General features: G+C 55.9%; 11 protein-coding genes and 3 tRNA genes. 7 read left to right on the top strand and 7 right to left on the bottom strand.

Translation table 11 applies throughout. The features are described from left to right. Positions 1 to 347 precede the first annotated feature (347 nt). Complete coding sequence (locus tag IT893_RS02865; protein ID WP_197146759.1) at positions 348 to 2,972, top strand: EAL domain-containing protein; 2,625 nt, start codon at positions 348 to 350, stop codon at positions 2,970 to 2,972. 84 nt (positions 2,973 to 3,056) lie between these two features. On the opposite strand, the gene mgtE is transcribed toward IT893_RS02865, so the two are convergent. The 3 genes from mgtE to IT893_RS02850 all read right to left on the bottom strand — a co-directional run bounded on the left by mgtE (position 3,057) and on the right by IT893_RS02850 (position 7,357). Continuing rightward, positions 3,057 to 4,460 (bottom strand): magnesium transporter, encoded by a 1,404-nt coding sequence (mgtE, locus tag IT893_RS02860; RefSeq protein ID WP_197146758.1) that lies wholly within the window; start codon positions 4,458 to 4,460, stop codon positions 3,057 to 3,059. A gap of 177 nt (positions 4,461 to 4,637) precedes the next feature. After that, entirely contained in the window at positions 4,638 to 6,929 is a 2,292-nt protein-coding gene (locus IT893_RS02855; protein ID WP_197146757.1) for an NADP-dependent malic enzyme, read from the bottom strand. A gap of 341 nt (positions 6,930 to 7,270) precedes the next feature. Beyond that, a tRNA-Leu gene (locus IT893_RS02850) sits at positions 7,271 to 7,357 on the bottom strand. Positions 7,358 to 7,474: 117 nt separating this feature from the next. On the opposite strand from IT893_RS02850, the gene lipB reads away from it, so the two are divergent. From lipB to IT893_RS02835, 3 genes are all read left to right on the top strand, one after another. Further along, positions 7,475 to 8,125 carry a lipoyl(octanoyl) transferase LipB gene (lipB, locus tag IT893_RS02845; protein WP_063087005.1) on the top strand — a complete coding sequence of 217 codons (651 nt, stop codon included), beginning with the start codon at positions 7,475 to 7,477 and terminating at the stop codon, positions 8,123 to 8,125. A gap of 20 nt (positions 8,126 to 8,145) precedes the next feature. After that, complete coding sequence (locus tag IT893_RS02840; RefSeq protein WP_252724061.1) at positions 8,146 to 9,162, top strand: diguanylate cyclase; 1,017 nt, start codon at positions 8,146 to 8,148, stop codon at positions 9,160 to 9,162. 353 nt (positions 9,163 to 9,515) lie between these two features. After that, the gene (locus tag IT893_RS02835; RefSeq protein ID WP_120225574.1) at positions 9,516 to 10,055 is read left to right on the top strand and encodes a hypothetical protein; all 540 of its coding nucleotides are present in this window, start codon (positions 9,516 to 9,518) and stop codon (positions 10,053 to 10,055) included. Positions 10,056 to 10,369: 314 nt separating this feature from the next. Here IT893_RS02835 and IT893_RS02830 read toward each other — a convergent pair whose 3' ends face one another. Further along, complete coding sequence (locus IT893_RS02830) at positions 10,370 to 10,642, bottom strand: DUF4169 family protein (RefSeq protein ID WP_197146756.1); 273 nt, start codon at positions 10,640 to 10,642, stop codon at positions 10,370 to 10,372. 151 nt (positions 10,643 to 10,793) lie between these two features. Next, positions 10,794 to 11,915, bottom strand: coding sequence for a hypothetical protein (locus IT893_RS02825; protein WP_008890060.1), 1,122 nt, complete (start codon positions 11,913 to 11,915; stop codon positions 10,794 to 10,796). A gap of 336 nt (positions 11,916 to 12,251) precedes the next feature. Between IT893_RS02825 and IT893_RS02820 the strand changes: the two genes are divergently transcribed. Continuing rightward, positions 12,252 to 12,328, top strand: a tRNA-Arg gene (locus IT893_RS02820). A 54-nt stretch (positions 12,329 to 12,382) separates the two neighbouring features. After that, positions 12,383 to 12,459: transfer RNA gene (locus tag IT893_RS02815), tRNA-Arg, on the top strand. Between the two features lie 171 nt (positions 12,460 to 12,630). Here the strand turns inward: IT893_RS02815 and IT893_RS02810 are convergent. Beyond that, complete coding sequence (locus IT893_RS02810) at positions 12,631 to 13,119, bottom strand: fasciclin domain-containing protein (protein ID WP_008890059.1); 489 nt, start codon at positions 13,117 to 13,119, stop codon at positions 12,631 to 12,633. Positions 13,120 to 13,382: 263 nt separating this feature from the next. On the opposite strand from IT893_RS02810, the gene IT893_RS02805 reads away from it, so the two are divergent. Further along, positions 13,383 to 13,904: a glycine cleavage system protein R gene (locus tag IT893_RS02805; protein ID WP_197146755.1), complete on the top strand. Its 522-nt coding sequence runs from the start codon at positions 13,383 to 13,385 to the stop codon at positions 13,902 to 13,904. On the opposite strand, the gene IT893_RS02800 is transcribed toward IT893_RS02805, so the two are convergent. Further along, entirely contained in the window at positions 13,901 to 15,061 is a 1,161-nt protein-coding gene (locus tag IT893_RS02800; protein WP_197146754.1) for a diguanylate cyclase, read from the bottom strand. The genes IT893_RS02805 and IT893_RS02800 overlap by 4 nt on opposite strands. Positions 15,062 to 15,358 lie beyond the last annotated feature (297 nt).

Raw genomic sequence — 15,358 nt, 5'->3', positions numbered from 1 at the left:
ACACAATGACCGGCCTTTACTGCGGGTGCCGGATTTCCGCCTCAGATACAACACTTCACGTTTTCAGAACAGGGGCTAACACGGATTTATTATCGCCAAACCTGTATCAAAACCCTGTCCCGGAACAGTTTTTGGCAATTACCGTCAAAAATTAATCCGTAAATGCAGGCGACCAACCCCTTAAAGTCGTGTAAGAATAACACCATAAACAAATAGTACCGGTTATCGGCCAGCAAAATACACTGGCATCTTTATCCATCGGTGCATGGATGTTTACTGGTGATAACCGTATGCACACACATCCTGATCGGGGAGGATCAGCAAGGGTCGTTGTGTTTGGGGGACAGATGGAAGAAGAAACAAAGCACGCTGAGGAAAACGCAACCAAACAAACGTCACGCCTGAAAAAACGGGCTTTGGCGGCTGGTTTTCTGACGGCTGCTTTCTTCGCATCTGTCACCTATCTGATTTGGCAAATGGTTGAAAGTGATCGCCGCGTAATCCTTCAATCTGCTGGCCAGATTACGGCAAATTCCGTTTCCCAGCAGATCAAATCCATTGTGAACAATAACCTCGCGGTGCTTGAAAGCTTTGCCGACAATTGGCAGAGCGGCCCGCCCGAGGACGAAAGAGATTATCTTTCGATTGCGACCCCGCTTCAAAGCCGCTTCCCTGCACTCCAGGCGATCAACTGGATAACGCCGAACTACATCATTTTGTATGTCGCCCCGATCAAGGGCAACGTTCCGGCCATGGGGGCGGATCTCAAACGTCACCCGCTTGCTGGTCCGGTTCTTGATATCGCGCTTGATCAACGCCGCACCCAGATCACACCAACGCTTGAGCTCATGCAGGGCGGGCGTGGCTTTGCGGCCTATACCCCGGTTCTGGGCCGCGATGGCGAGATTATCGGGATCATCAACGGGGCGTTTCGCATTCGCTCCATGCTGGCGGCGGTGATCAACACCGAACAGGTCGAAGATTACACCGTCCGTGTCCGCGAAGGTGACACTGTTCTGTTTGAAATTCGCGGCGAAGGTGATGATGAAACCCTTCAGCGCACAGTCGCCTTTGATGTGGTTGGCCGCCAATGGCAGGTCGATGTCATTGCCGATCCGCAACTGGCCCACAGCACGATCAATCCGGAACTGATCCTGATATTCGGCGCACTGACGACCATTTTGTTCACGACGATTGTCTTCCTGCTGAGCAACCGGCAGAAAATGGCAATGCGCCGCACGGTTCATCACATCCATGCTGGCGATGACATCAGTGACCTGTCACTATCAATCACCAAGCTTGACGGTCACCTGAAATCAATGTCGCCGGAAACCGCCGAATTCTTTGATTTGCGCGAAGAGGATTACGGCTTTATCCGGTTTTACAATCTGGCACCGGAATTCCAGTCGGATGGCACCGCATCCCGTCGTTCGCAGGAAAAGATGCTGCTTGCGATCAATCGTGGCGATGACGAACTCAGGCGTGAATGGATTGTCCGCAGTGCCGAGGGCGTGCATGTTGTCTGCGATCTGACAATGCGGCCATCCACGACCCATCCGGATTGTGTCGACATCACCTTGCATCACAACCCGGCTGCCAATGCATCGGTCAACCGGTTGCGCTATCTGGCGACGCACGACCCGCTGACCGGCCTTCCCAACCATGCCCTGTTTGAGGATCGCCTCAATCAGGCGGTTGCCCATGCCAAACGCTACGAAAAGCTTCTGTCGGTTCTTGTCGTCGATATCGACAATTTCCGGGCAATCAATGACCGGTTCGGGGCCGATGTCGGCGATGAAACGCTGCGCACCATTTCCGGTCGCTTGCGTGCGACCGTGCGCGAAAAGGACACCTGTGCGCGGTTCTCGGGCGATATGTTTGCCATCATCGCGACCGACCTTTCCGAGGCCGAGGGGGCAGCCCTCGTCGCCGAACGCGTGGTCGAAGCCATGTCGCAACCGATCTTGACCACCACAGGCGATGAAATTCGCCTGCATGTCAGTGTCGGTGTCGCACTTTATCCCAACGATGCACGCGCACCATCGCAATTGATGGCCAATGCCGACGCGGCAATGTATCGCGCCCAGAAATCCGCAGAATCATCTTATTGCTTCTTCGTCGAGACGATGAACAACGTGATGCATGCGCGCCTGTCGATGGAAACGCAGTTGCGCCGTGCGGTCGATGAAAAACGCTTCGTTCTGGAATATCAGCCGCGCTATCGCACATCAGACCGCACCCTTACCGGGTTCGAAGCACTGCTGCGCTGGATTGATGACAGTGGCAAACGCCGCCTGCCGCCCGATTTCATCGCGGTTGCGGATCGGACGGGCCTGCTTTCACCCCTTGGTCACTGGATCATTGAGACGGTGTGTAAACAGGTCGCCGACTGGCGCCGTCAGGGCTATGTCCCGGTACCGATTGCACTTAACGTTTCAAGCCGCCAGTTCATTCAGGCCGATCTGATCAAGAACATCACCGATCTGACCGCCGAACATGAAGTTGATCCGGCGATGATCGAGATCGAGGTGTCCGAGGAAATCGTCATGCGCGATCCGGAACGCGCCCTTGGTCAGTTTTATCGTTTCTCGGAGGCGGGCATTGGCCTGACGCTTGATCATTTTGCGGCCGGCAACACATCGCTGCGGTATCTGAAACGCTTCCCGGTCCAGCGCATCAAACTGTCCAAGTCGCTGTTTAATGTCGCACTTGATGAACAGCCCGAAAACAGCGTCCTGCAACCAGCCATCCGGCTGTGCAAAAGCCTGAACCGCAAGGTGGTTGCCGTTGGCGTTGAAACCGAAGAACAGATGGCATCCCTTCAGGCGGCCGAATGCGATGAAATTCAAGGGTTCCTTCTGTCGCCACCGCGTGATGCAGCCGATACGATGGAACTGCTGATTCAGCAGAAACCGACCAAATCGGCGGCCAAAGGCAAGTCACGGCCTGCCAGCGACACAAAATCCGGATAGCCTGAGCCTGACATTCCGATCAAAGAAAACCCCCGCAATCAGATCGACTGCGGGGGTTTGTTTTTCGGTGCTCGAATGAGGTGACTAAAGCAGGAAGACTGCCGCCAATCCGAGGAAGGCGAAAAAGCCGACAACATCGGTAATCGTCGTCAGGAAAACCGCCGACGAGACGGCCGGGTCAATGCCCGCACGTTCTAGGCCAAGCGGGATCAGCGCCCCGAACAGGCCAGCAAACAGCAGGTTGATGATCATGGCAACGCCGATCACACCACCAAGCAGCATGTCATCAAACCAGAACCATGTCACAGCCCCGGCAAGAACCGCAAAGGCCAGGCCGTTCAGGCCACATACCGCCACTTCCTTGCGGACCACGCGCAATGCGTTGGTACTGGTCAGCTCACGCGTGGCAATCGCACGCACGGCCACGGTCAATGTCTGCGTGCCGGCATTACCGCCCATCGAGGCGACGATTGGCATCAGCACGGCCAGCGCCACAAGCTTTTCAATCGTACCTTCAAACAGACCGATCACAACCGATGCCATGATCGCAGTGCCAAGATTAACCAAAAGCCATGTAAAACGTGATCGAGTGGTGGCAAAGATCGCACTTGAAAGGTCGTCCTCCTCGCCAACACCGGCAAGGCGCATCATGTCTTCTTCGTATTCCTCGTCGATAACGTCAACGACGTCATCAACCGTGATCACACCGACCAGTCGGCCGCTGTCATCGACAACCGGGGCGGAAATCAGGTCACGTTGACGGAACAGATGGGCGACGTTTTCCTGTTCCTCGGTCACGACGACCGTGCGCATTTCATCGGATTCCATCACATCGCGGATCAGCACCGGGCGGTTTGTCCGGATCACACGCGACAGCGGCACAATCCCCACCGGGCTATAGCGCGGATCAACAACAATGATGTCATAAAAATCTTCCGGCAGGCTTTTGGCCGACCGCAGGAAGTCAATGGTTTGCCCGACAGACCAGTAATCCGGGATCGCCACCAGCTCGCGCTGCATGATACGACCGGCGGTATATTCCGGATAAGACAGCGCCTCTTCAACGCGCGCACGCTCGATATCCGAAAGCGCGCCAAGAAGTTCGCGCTGCTCATCCTCGTCAAAGTCCTCGATGACCTCGACGACGTCATCGGAATCAAGTTCGGTGATGGCCTCGGCCACCACATCGGTGCCAAGTAACCCGATGACTTCTTCACGAAGTTCGTCATCAAGTTCGGTCAGGAATTCCGGATCAAAATCCGGCCGGATCAGATCAACAAGCAGTTCACGCTGGTTGGAGCTTGCCCAACCCAGCAAATCGGCAATATCGGCAAAGTGCAGTTCACCCAGAAGATCAGCAGCCTTGCTGCCTTCTTCCTCGCCCAGCGCATCAAAGATTTCGCGGGCATATTCGGGAGTCAGATCGACATATTCATCGCCAGACGACTTTTCCGCCGGCCGGTCGAGTTCTTCAACTTGACCTGTCATCTGCCCCTCCCTGTTTAATGAGCCGCCAATTTTTCCTGCAAAAGATTAAACGCCGTGTCGGGCATTGTGTTCCAACGCCCGGCACGGCTGTTTCTGCGCTATCACATAGCCCCGGTCAAGAGCGCGATAGCAATTCACCCCAGCCCCGCTTGGGATCAAGACGGGGCTGGGAGTATGTTACTGGCTTTCCTGCGTCCGTGTGACGGCATCAACAACGGCAATTGCCGTCATGTTGACAATACCGCGCACGGTAATCGACGGGCTGACGACGTGGGCTGATTTGGCCGCACCGACCAGGATCGGCCCAACCGGAAGCCCATCACCCAACATCTTGACCATGTTGTACGAAATGTTGGCTGCATCCAGCGTCGGCATCACCAGAAGGTTGGCCGAACCGCTCAGCATCGAGTGCGGGAAGATCCGGTCACGGATCGGCTGCGAAATGGCTGCATCTGCATGCATTTCACCTTCGACCTCAAGATCGGGTGCCTGCGTTCTGATCAGCTGAAGCGCATCACGCATCTTGCAGGCCGACTTGTTTTCGTGACTGCCGAAGTTCGAATGCGAAATCAACGCGGCCTTTGGCGTCATGCCGAAACGCTTGACGACATCGGCCGCCATGATGGTGGTTTCCGCCACATGTTCCGGGGTCGGATCGACCGACACATAAGTATCGGTCAGGAAGAACGTCCCCTGCTTCATGATCATCATGTTGACCGTGGAGAAATCAGTCACACCTTTGCGCAGGCCGACAAGATTGCGGACATAGCGCAGATGGCGCAGGAAGCCGCCCTGACAGCCGCACAGCATCGCATCGACTTCCCCACGACGCAGCATCAGGGCCGCGATCACGGTCGGACGGGTACGCACGATCGCCCGGGCATATTCCGGGTTGATGCCGCGACGGCCCATGATGTTGTGGAAATCCTGCCAATCCTGTTCGAAATGCGGATTGTCATCGGGATCGTGAATTTCAATCTGCTCATCGGGAACAAGACGCAGGCCAAGCTCGGTAATCCGTTCAAGGATGACCTCGCGGCGACCAATCAGCACCGGATGACAAATGCCGTCATCGACAAGCACCTGACAGGCCTGCAGAACACGACGCGATTCGCCTTCGGGATAGACAACGCGTTTCTTGTGCGACCGCGCCACGTCAAACACCGGCTTCATGACAAGGCCGGACCGGAAGACGAAACCTTCAAGCTGCTGACGATACTCGTCGAAATCCTCGATCGGGCGTTTGGCAACACCGCTCGCCATGGCGGCCTTGGCCACACGCGGCGGAATTTCGAGCATCAGGCGCGGATCAAACGGCTTCGGGATAAGATATTCCGGACCGAATTTAAGCTCCTCCCCGCCATAGGCAGTTGCCACAACATCGGAAACCTCGGCCGTTGCCAGATCGGCGATGGCATGGACGGCGGCGATCTTCATTTCCTCGTTGATCTCGGTCGCGCCGACATCAAGCGCGCCACGGAACAGGAACGGGAAGCAAAGAACGTTGTTCACCTGGTTCGGATAATCCGTACGACCGGTGGCCATAACCGCATCCGGGCGGATTTCCTTGACCAGTTCCGGGGAAACTTCCGGCGTCGGGTTGGCCAGCGCCATGATGATCGGGCCTTCGCCCATCTTGCGAAGCTCATCCTCGCCCATCACGTTCGGCGCCGAAAGACCCAGGAAGATATCAGCCCCTTCGATCACGTCGCTTAACGTACGCGCGTTGGTTTCAATCGCGTATTCGGCCTTCCACGGATCCATTTCCTCGGCCCGGCCCTTATAGACCACACCAAACCGGTCAGTGACCGTGATGTTGTGCTTGGGCAAACCCATGGAAACCAGAAGGTTCAGACACGCCAAGGCCGCTGCACCGGCCCCGGATGTCACAAGGCGGACCTTGTTGATATCCTTGCCGGTCACACGCAGGCCATTGAGGACCGCGGCGGCAACACAGATTGCCGTACCGTGCTGGTCATCGTGGAAAATCGGAATGTTACAGCGTTTGCGCAAAGCCTCTTCGATGATGAAGCATTCCGGTGCCTTAATGTCTTCGAGGTTAACACCCCCGAAAGTCGGCTCCAGCGCTGCGACGATGTCGATAAATTTCTGCGGCTCGGTTTCGTTCACTTCAAGATCGAAAACATCGATGTTGGCGAACTTCTTGAACAGAACCGCCTTGCCTTCCATCACCGGCTTGGACGCCAGCGGGCCAATCGGGCCAAGGCCAAGCACAGCCGTACCGTTCGAAATCACCCCGACCAGGTTACCGCGCGCGGTGTAATCAGCTGCGGTATCGGGGTTTTTGACGATTTCCTCGCACGCAAACGCGACGCCCGGCGAATAGGCCAGGGCAAGGTCACGCTGGTTTGCAAGGGTGGTGGTTGCCGTTACGGACAATTTCCCCGGGGTGGGATACCGGTGATAGTCCAAAGCTGCTTCGCGCAGCTTGTCATTTCTATTTGCCATTATAATACCTTTGATTTCAGGTATTTACATAAATTAACCGTTAATCGGTTAAATCCTGATAATTCACTCTAGCGGGACCGGTAGACTAAATGAGTTTGGCCCGCGATTGAAGCACTCAGTTCATTCTTCGCCAAGGGGCTGCATTGCGTAATTTTCAACGCGGCACCGCACAATAAATCAATCATTTATGCCGCAGCCGCGTGATGACGCACACCAACCGATCCATTGCCGTATTCAAACCATTGTAGGGGATATATGGGGAAGGTCCACAAACGAAAAAACCCGCCATTGCTGACGGGTTCTTTTTCGTGACCTTCCCGATTGGCCGGGAGGCCAGATAATGGTGCGGTCGAGAAGACTCGAACTTCCACGGGGGTTAGCCCACAGCGACCTCAACGCTGCGCGTCTACCAATTCCGCCACGACCGCATATGTTTTGCAGCAAAGCCCTTGAGGTAATTAAGTGGGCTTGCCTTGGTGCGGAAAGGGAGATAGCAAATTGGTATCCCCTGATCAAGGGCTCATTTCACTTATTTGACAGGAAAAATGCAAAGCAACGCCCCAACCGCGCAAATCCCCGAGTGGCGCACCACCCCGGAGTTGGTTTCCTACCCCGAAGCCCTTGCAGAAATGGAAGCCCGCGCAGAGGCCATTCATGCTGGCGAAGCCCATGAACTTGTTTGGTTTCTTGAACATCCGCCACTTTATACCGCCGGCACCAGTGCCCATGCCGAGGACCTTGTCGATCCGGATCGCTTTCCGGTCTATGACGCGGGCCGCGGCGGGCAATATACCTATCACGGACCGGGTCAGCGCACGGTTTATCTGATGCTCGACCTTAAGAATCGCGGTCGCGATGTCCGCGTCTATGTTCACAACCTTGAAGAATGGGTGATTCGCACCCTGGCGTTGCTGGGCGTCAAAGGCGAACGGCGCGATGGCCGTGTTGGCATCTGGGTGGTGCGCGATGATGGCCGCGAAGACAAGATCGCCGCCATTGGCGTCCGGGTGCGCCGCTGGGTGACGTTCCATGGCATTGCGATTAATGTCGCCCCGGACCTGACGCATTTCGGTGGAATCGTGCCCTGTGGCATCTCTGAACATGGTGTCACCAGCCTCAAAGATCTTGGCGTCGATATTCCTATGGCGGAACTTGATCGCCTGTTACAACAGACCTTTGGCGAAATCTTTTCGTAACACCAATCCGGGCCTTCCGAATGAGTGACAAGTCGCAACAGGCCAAGGCAGACACCCCGCAAGCCAAAGGCAGATCCAAGGGCCATAAAATGCCCGAAAGCATTGCCGATGGCGGGATGGCCGATGCCGAACGCGACATTCTTGCCGAACTTGAAAAGGCGCTTGGCGAACATATCGCCCTTTTGCTGCGCTGGAACCGCAAGCTGGTTCTGGCGGATTCGGGGACGCCATCTGACGCCGACGAAGACGATCATGATTGTGATTTCGGGGCGTGGTACGCGCTTAATCGCCATAACCGCCTGATTGACCAGCCCGCCATGCGCGCCCTGGCAACCACCCATCAGCAACTTCACGAGTCGGCAAAACGACTTTTGAGTGCACATGATGTCGATCACGAAGTCGATTCGGCCGAGTTCGACATGATGGCCCTGCGCGCAGAATCGTTCTTTGCCCAGCTCCGCCGTCTGGAGCGTGCCTTCCGCACCGCGCGATCAGACGTCGATCCTCTCACGGGTACCTATAACCGTCAGACGATGATGGGCGATCTGAATGCCGAACGCGAACGTGCGATCCGCACCGGGGTCCCGACCGCGATCGCGCTGGTCGACCTTGATCACTTTAAATCGGTTAACGACACCTATGGCCATCAGGCGGGTGATCTCGTTTTGCAATCGGTGGCGGGGATCCTGCAATCGCATGTCCGCCCGTTTGACAAGGTGTATCGCTATGGCGGTGAGGAATTCCTGGTCTGCCTGCCCAATGCCGACATGAAGCAATGCGCGCGCGTTCTCGAACGCCTGCGGCGCGTGATCGAGGCATCCCCGGTTGCCATCTCGGATGAGACGATATTGCCAGTCACGGCCTCCATCGGGGCGGCCCCGATGACCAAAAACCGAACGACCGAGCAAATCATCGAAAAAGCCGACAAGGCGCTATATGCCGCCAAGGAAGGCGGTCGCAATCGCGTGCGCGTCTGGCGCAATCCGGATGGCAAGACCGCGTCCACGACCACGAAACCCGGCAAGAACGCGACCTGAGGCGATCTTCGCCGATGCTCCAAGGCCAAGAGTGCTGCTACCTGGCCCAAGCCACACCAAATCAGGAAAAATTTTCACCAAATCCTGCTGCAACGCAGCAACGGCAATAGGCACCTGTTTTCAGATTGTTACGCCGTCAAAGTGTTTTTATTCACTGCCAAGAACAAAAAATTCCGCATAAGCGAAATCTTGTCTTCACAAGTTGGCAACATATCTGCAAACTATAATAAGAAAAAGCAGCAGGGCTTTGCCTCCGCTCAGGACCAAGAGTGCAAGACCGAGAGAGCAAGGCCAAGAGATAATCGCTGCCGACTTGGGAGGGAATTCGTTTAGACCCGAACGGAGGCCCATGAATGTCCAGTTCTATGGATTTCGCGCCTGGCGACCCGACCTTGATGCTGACCGTACTGCGCAGCGCCGAGGCAAATCTTGATCGCAGCATGTTGCTGCGCCGTGTCTTGTCCCTTTTCTGTACCGACGATTATGGCAATCAGGTTGCCATCCAGGACGGCCCTGACTTGCAGCGCCGCATCGACAATGCCATTGCCAATCTTCAACTGGCTGGCTTGATCCGCATGACGGCTGGCGAAGAACTTTCGATCACCTCGCTTGGCACCGCCATGATGATGGCCTACCCGCTTGGCATCGATGATGGCGTGCTGTGTTCGCTGCCGGCATTTCGCAACAGCCTTTATGAAACCCATGCGCCTGTGGTTCAGGAACGCCATCTGCCGAATTCGGCCTATGGTTCCGGTTTCTCGGCCGGGATAGATGCTCATCGTCTGACCGAAAACCCCTATCCGTCTGACTGCCGTGATCATGAAGACTGGTTGATGGGATGGGATGAGGCCCTTGATCAGGCCAAACGCGAAGCGGAAACGCTGCTGAACTGATCGGCATGATCTGTTCACATTGCGCCTGAAGACTTGCGACCGGCAGACGGAATGCAATTTCCGATGCCGCGATTTGAATACCCGGCACTGCCGGTGATGCCGTGCCACCTTGTGCAACGGCCGACACCTGCCCGTTTGATCCGCAACGATGGCAACATGCCATTGTCACTGCACATCACACGCGGGCAACGGTTCTCTGCCCCCTGATCACAACCGCCCCTGATCACATCTCACGGACCAGCAAAGCAACCCACGCGGTTTATCCGCATGGGATCGGGATCGGTATCGTCTTGTTTACTTGAATGATTGGGCCGCTATTTGACTTCGCTGTCGGACGGGTCATCAGATGCGAAGATTGAAACCACGTTATTTTCACTGACCTCGGGGGCTTGGTCTTCCTCACCACCGGTCGGCTTTTCACGCTTGTGCCCGTCATGCTGTTTGGCGGCGTTCTGGCGTTCATGTTCGGTCAGGGTACGTTCGCCACGCGTGCGCCCGTGCAGCAAGCGGTTCTGATCCGCCTTGCGTGCCTTTTCGTCGCGTTGCTTGCGTTTGCGTGCCTGACGCAGATTAACCAGATCGCCCATATCAGCCTTCTGTTTTCTGGCTTCTGTTTTTTCCGGCTGACCGGATCAGGCGAAATAACCTGACCGGCATGACCCGAAATAAAAAACGGGTGCTTCGATCTCCCGAAGCACCCGCTAGCCGTTCTTAAAATCCGTTGGTGTCCAACAGGACTTAGCGCACGAAGACGTGCACCTCGTTTGCCGAGACAGATGCGCTGGTCGCATCAGAAGCACGCACGCGCGAGCTTGGCATGCCCATATCGGTCAGCGACCGAAGAACTGCCTGCGCGTTGCGCTTGGATTTATTGGCATTCAGCGCAACCTGCGCCGGGGTACCACGATTCGGTGTCACCGCAACCACATCAAAGCTTGCCTGCGGGCGACGTTCAAGAACGCGGTTCACCGCGTTATACAACGCCTGCTCGTACTTGACGCTCGCCGTATCAAAACGGATCACGACAAGCGGACGGTCGCTTGGTGCGGCTGCCATACGCTGACCGCTTGATGCCGGTGCAGCCTGCGACTGGAAGACACGTTTGGAAAGGGAATCCCCGAAGATCTCGCCATTCTTGACAGCCAGGGCCAGCGCATTGAGGTTCGCGCGTTCTGTGCTGACATAAGACGTCTGACGGGCAAGGCTTTCGCTGATTTCGTTCAGAAGACGATCAATCAGCACCGTGGTGCGGTTGGTTTCGTCTTCAAGCAGGGCCAGCTGACGGTGGTCTTCGTCAACAGCGCCTGAAACCTGATAGGCCGAACGAACCGACTCAAGCAGGAAGGTCGACAGCGTGCTGTCGGCAGCAACCTTGTTGGCCAGCGAGTTCAGCGCGGCAATGTCATCATTCACACGATCCAGTTCGGACTGTGCGGTGTTCCACTGCTGCACCAGAACCGGGTTGCCCGGCGTGGTGCCGACCTGCAGACGGGCACTGATCGCGGCAACCGTGCCGTGATAGGCCTGCGAGTGCGCGACGGTCTGTCCACGCAGCTGCTGCAGTTCGTTGCTATGATTGCTCAAAGCGGATTTGAGACGGTTCAGCTCCTGCTGCATGTTCTCGACCTTGGTACCAACAAAGGTTCCGGTCTGAGATACCCCAGTCAGCGGTTCCGTGCTTGCAGCAACGTCATAGCTGGTGATGGCATCGGCACCAACAGGCTGATTGGCAACGACGTTTTGCTGCGTCGTTTCCTCTTCACCGGCAAGTGTCGGCCACAGGGCCTCAGAAGAAAAAGAACATCCCCCCAGCATCAGGGCGGTGCCGATTACGGCGAGGTAGGTTTTACGAACGGCCATTTCGATCTATTACCTAAGTAGAAATATGCGAATCTCCCTGGGCCTGCCTTTTTATCTAGGTGAAACAAGCCCCTGCTCCCCCGGGATTGAAAGCATCTTAGTCTACGACCACTTATGGAACAAGACGCATTTGCCCCTTTTTTGCCGAGTCTTGTCCTTATTCACTTCAAAGCGGACAAAGCCGGGCAAAACAGGGGCGTAGCAGTCAGGTAAACCGCGCCTTCGGAAAAAATGGCAAAAATTCAAATTTACTGCTTGCAATGGCATGCTCGTTTGCATAAGTTCCGCTCCGCCGACGGGGAGCAGTCCTTTGCAAACCGCCGGAAATTAAGGCAAGCGCCCGTAGCTCAGCTGGATAGAGCATCTGACTACGAATCAGAAGGCCGGAGGTTCGAATCCTTCCGGGCGCGCCAGTGAAAGGCTCGACGTCACCGCGTCGGGCCTTTACCATTTATACAAGCGTAAAAGCGCCCGTAGCTCAGCTGGATAGAGCATCTGACTACGAATCAGAAGGCCGGAGGTTCGAATCCTTCCGGGCGCGCCAGTCAAAGGCCCGACGTTACTGCGTCGGGCCTTTGTTCTTTCGCCCACCTGCTTTGCGCTTGCTTGGTCTGGCGCACAATCTTCAAACAAGCCCGATCAGAAAAAAGCCCGGCACACATTTGCACCGGGCTTCGTATCTTACATCGGGTATTTTATGTCGGTGTTTGCGGGCTTACATGCCCGGCATGATCACGGTATCGATCACGTGAATAACACCGTTGTCAGCCTCGATATCGGCATTGACCACAGTGGCTTCATCGACCATGACACCGTTCATGGCATTCACATCGATGCTGTCACCCTGGACACTGGCCACCATCATTTCCTTGCCTGCGATGTCACCCGACATCACTTTGCCCGGCACCACATGATAGGTCAGGATGGAAACAAGCTTGTCCTTGTTTTCCGGCTTCAGAAGGTCTTCAACGGTGCCTGCCGGCAGTTTGGCAAAGGCTTCGTCGGTCGGCGCAAAGACCGTAAACGGACCTTCGCCTTTAAGCGTATCGACAAGTCCGGCGGCCTGCACGGCCGCTACAAGCGTGTTGAACGAACCGGCGGCAACGGCGGTATCAACGATATCAGCTGCTTTGGCGGACATGGCGCCAAAGGTCAGGCTGGCAGCGGTCGCAACGGCAATGAGAGACGATTTGATCGCAGACATGGTCCTATCTCCTGTTAACCAACGTGGAATTTCAACGTCGAATTGTTGCTGTCACACGAAGGCATACGGCCCATCATCGCGTATCAGTTCAATCATATGATTGTGATAACAAAGGCGCATCCAATCACCTTTGCACAACGTACTACACCCTTGGCGCGTAGCCATCCGGTCGACAAAATCACTGCATCTTGTATCGCTGCGGTGTTATGGTCAGCTGATCACAAGGGCAAAGCCCGATAAGGGACCTAGGACGGAGCGCAACAATGAATGCCAACACCCGGATCACCATTTCCTGCGATGACCGCGTCGGTTTGATTTCCGATATCACCGGACGACTGTTTGATATCGGCACAAACCTTGGCCCAACCTCCTTTTCGCTCGACGGCGATGTTGCGAAGTTCGAAACCACTTGCGAACTTCCCGACGAATGCCCGATATCCGAATGCGAGGCTGTGCTGCGCGGACTTTCCCTTGGCAATGCCGACATCACCGTCGAAGCCATTGCCGCCACCCCGGAAATGACCACGGCACCGGGTGCCACCCATCTGATCGAATGTTCGGGGATTGATCAGCCGGGCCTGATCGCGCGCCTGTCGGAAATCTTTATCGAATATAACGCCAACATCGTCCGTCTGGCGGCATCGGCAACCGATGAAAAGGATGCACGGATTTACACCCTGCGCTTTGCCGTCGCCATTCCACCGGAACGCGCCGCCAACTGTCTGGCAACCCTCGCCAACACGGCAGGCTCGATGCGGCTTGTCTTCAAGTTTGACGAGCTTTAAATCACCACGCGATTACGGCCGGATTGCTTTGCCTGATAAAGCTTCTGGTCGGCACTTTTAAGGACTGCCCACGGGTCGGTGGTATCCTCATCGCGTTCGCACACCCCAACCGAGATGGTAACGGAAACGGATTTGTTTTTTTCCGGCGGAGTGATCTTGTTCTCTGCAATCCGTTTGCGCAGCGCATCAAGCGGCTCTGCTGCACGTTCGGCACTGCGTCCGGCAAACAGCACAGCAAATTCTTCGCCGCCATAACGGTATGCCTTCCCACCACCGCCGACGCGCGCAAGCTCCCGCGCCACCTTTTTCAAAACGATATCGCCAACATCATGACCATAGGTGTCGTTGAACTTCTTGAAGTGATCAACATCAAGCATCGCAATCGCATATTGATTGCCAAGTTCCGCCATCGCATGGCCCAGCGCGCGCCGCCCCGGCAGCCCGGTCAGATCATCGACAAACGCCATCCGCCAGGCTTCCTGCGCAAGCCCCGCCAGAACCACACCGGTTGCTGCCAGATATCCATATTGAATAATCCCGCTGCCCATCACGGTTGCCACATCAATGGCGATGATCGCCGCCGCAAAGCTGGTTTCAAGCGGCTTGTGCCGGATCAAAAGCAGGACCACCGCGATGACGGATATGATCATCGCCGGATGGGGCATTGCGCCCAAAATACCGGTGCTGACAAAAAAGCGCGTATCAAGCACGCGATGCAGCGCCGATCCGACATCGGGTTGCCCCGCCAGCATCAGCATGACAAAGATCTGCAATCCCAGAACCAGCATCCGGGCAATGCCACGTGGGTTCAAAACGCTGCGTTCGGCCGTAAAGCCCAGCAAAAGCAGATTGATCGGGATCAGATAAAGTGTGGCGACCCGCAGGAACGCCAATCCCTCGGCCGAAATGCCAGCTCCATTGCCAACCAGCAGCCAATAGCAAACCAGCAGCAAAGCCATGACAAAAACCGCACGCCCGCGGTTAAACCACCAGCCAATCGCCCCGCCCAGCACCGCCAGCAAGAACGGCCCATATCGCACCAATCCGGAAAGCTCGGCTGGCACCAGTGTCGGTGAAACGGCCAGCACCAGACACGCGCCCAAAATCAGGGCAGGTGCCAGACCGGCAGAAACAACAATGGAATAAGCGCGACGCATGGGGCGTTCGATACTACCTGCTGATGGGGTCTAAGGGCCCGCAACCGATGGCGTTCCCGGTATCGCCGGTAATCTAACGACAGTCCGGTTAAGGGGCTATTGCTTTATCCGGCTTATCTCGAGTTTTTCTGATTTACGGGTCGCGTGCGCCAAAAGCACTAGAGACTTAAGTGTTTTAAAACTTGCCAGCATTCGCATCCGCACCCTAAATTACCCACAGGTTTACTGCGACGCACAATGATCGCGGACCACATAACTGTCACGGCGGCCACGGTACGATCCCGAAAACGGGACGCA

The organism is Thalassospira sp. A40-3 (assembly GCF_015871485.1).
Taxonomy (GTDB): domain Bacteria; phylum Pseudomonadota; class Alphaproteobacteria; order Rhodospirillales; family Thalassospiraceae; genus Thalassospira; species Thalassospira tepidiphila.
Note: the sequence above shows the minus strand (reverse complement) of the source record. Positions and strands in the feature narration are given on the sequence as shown.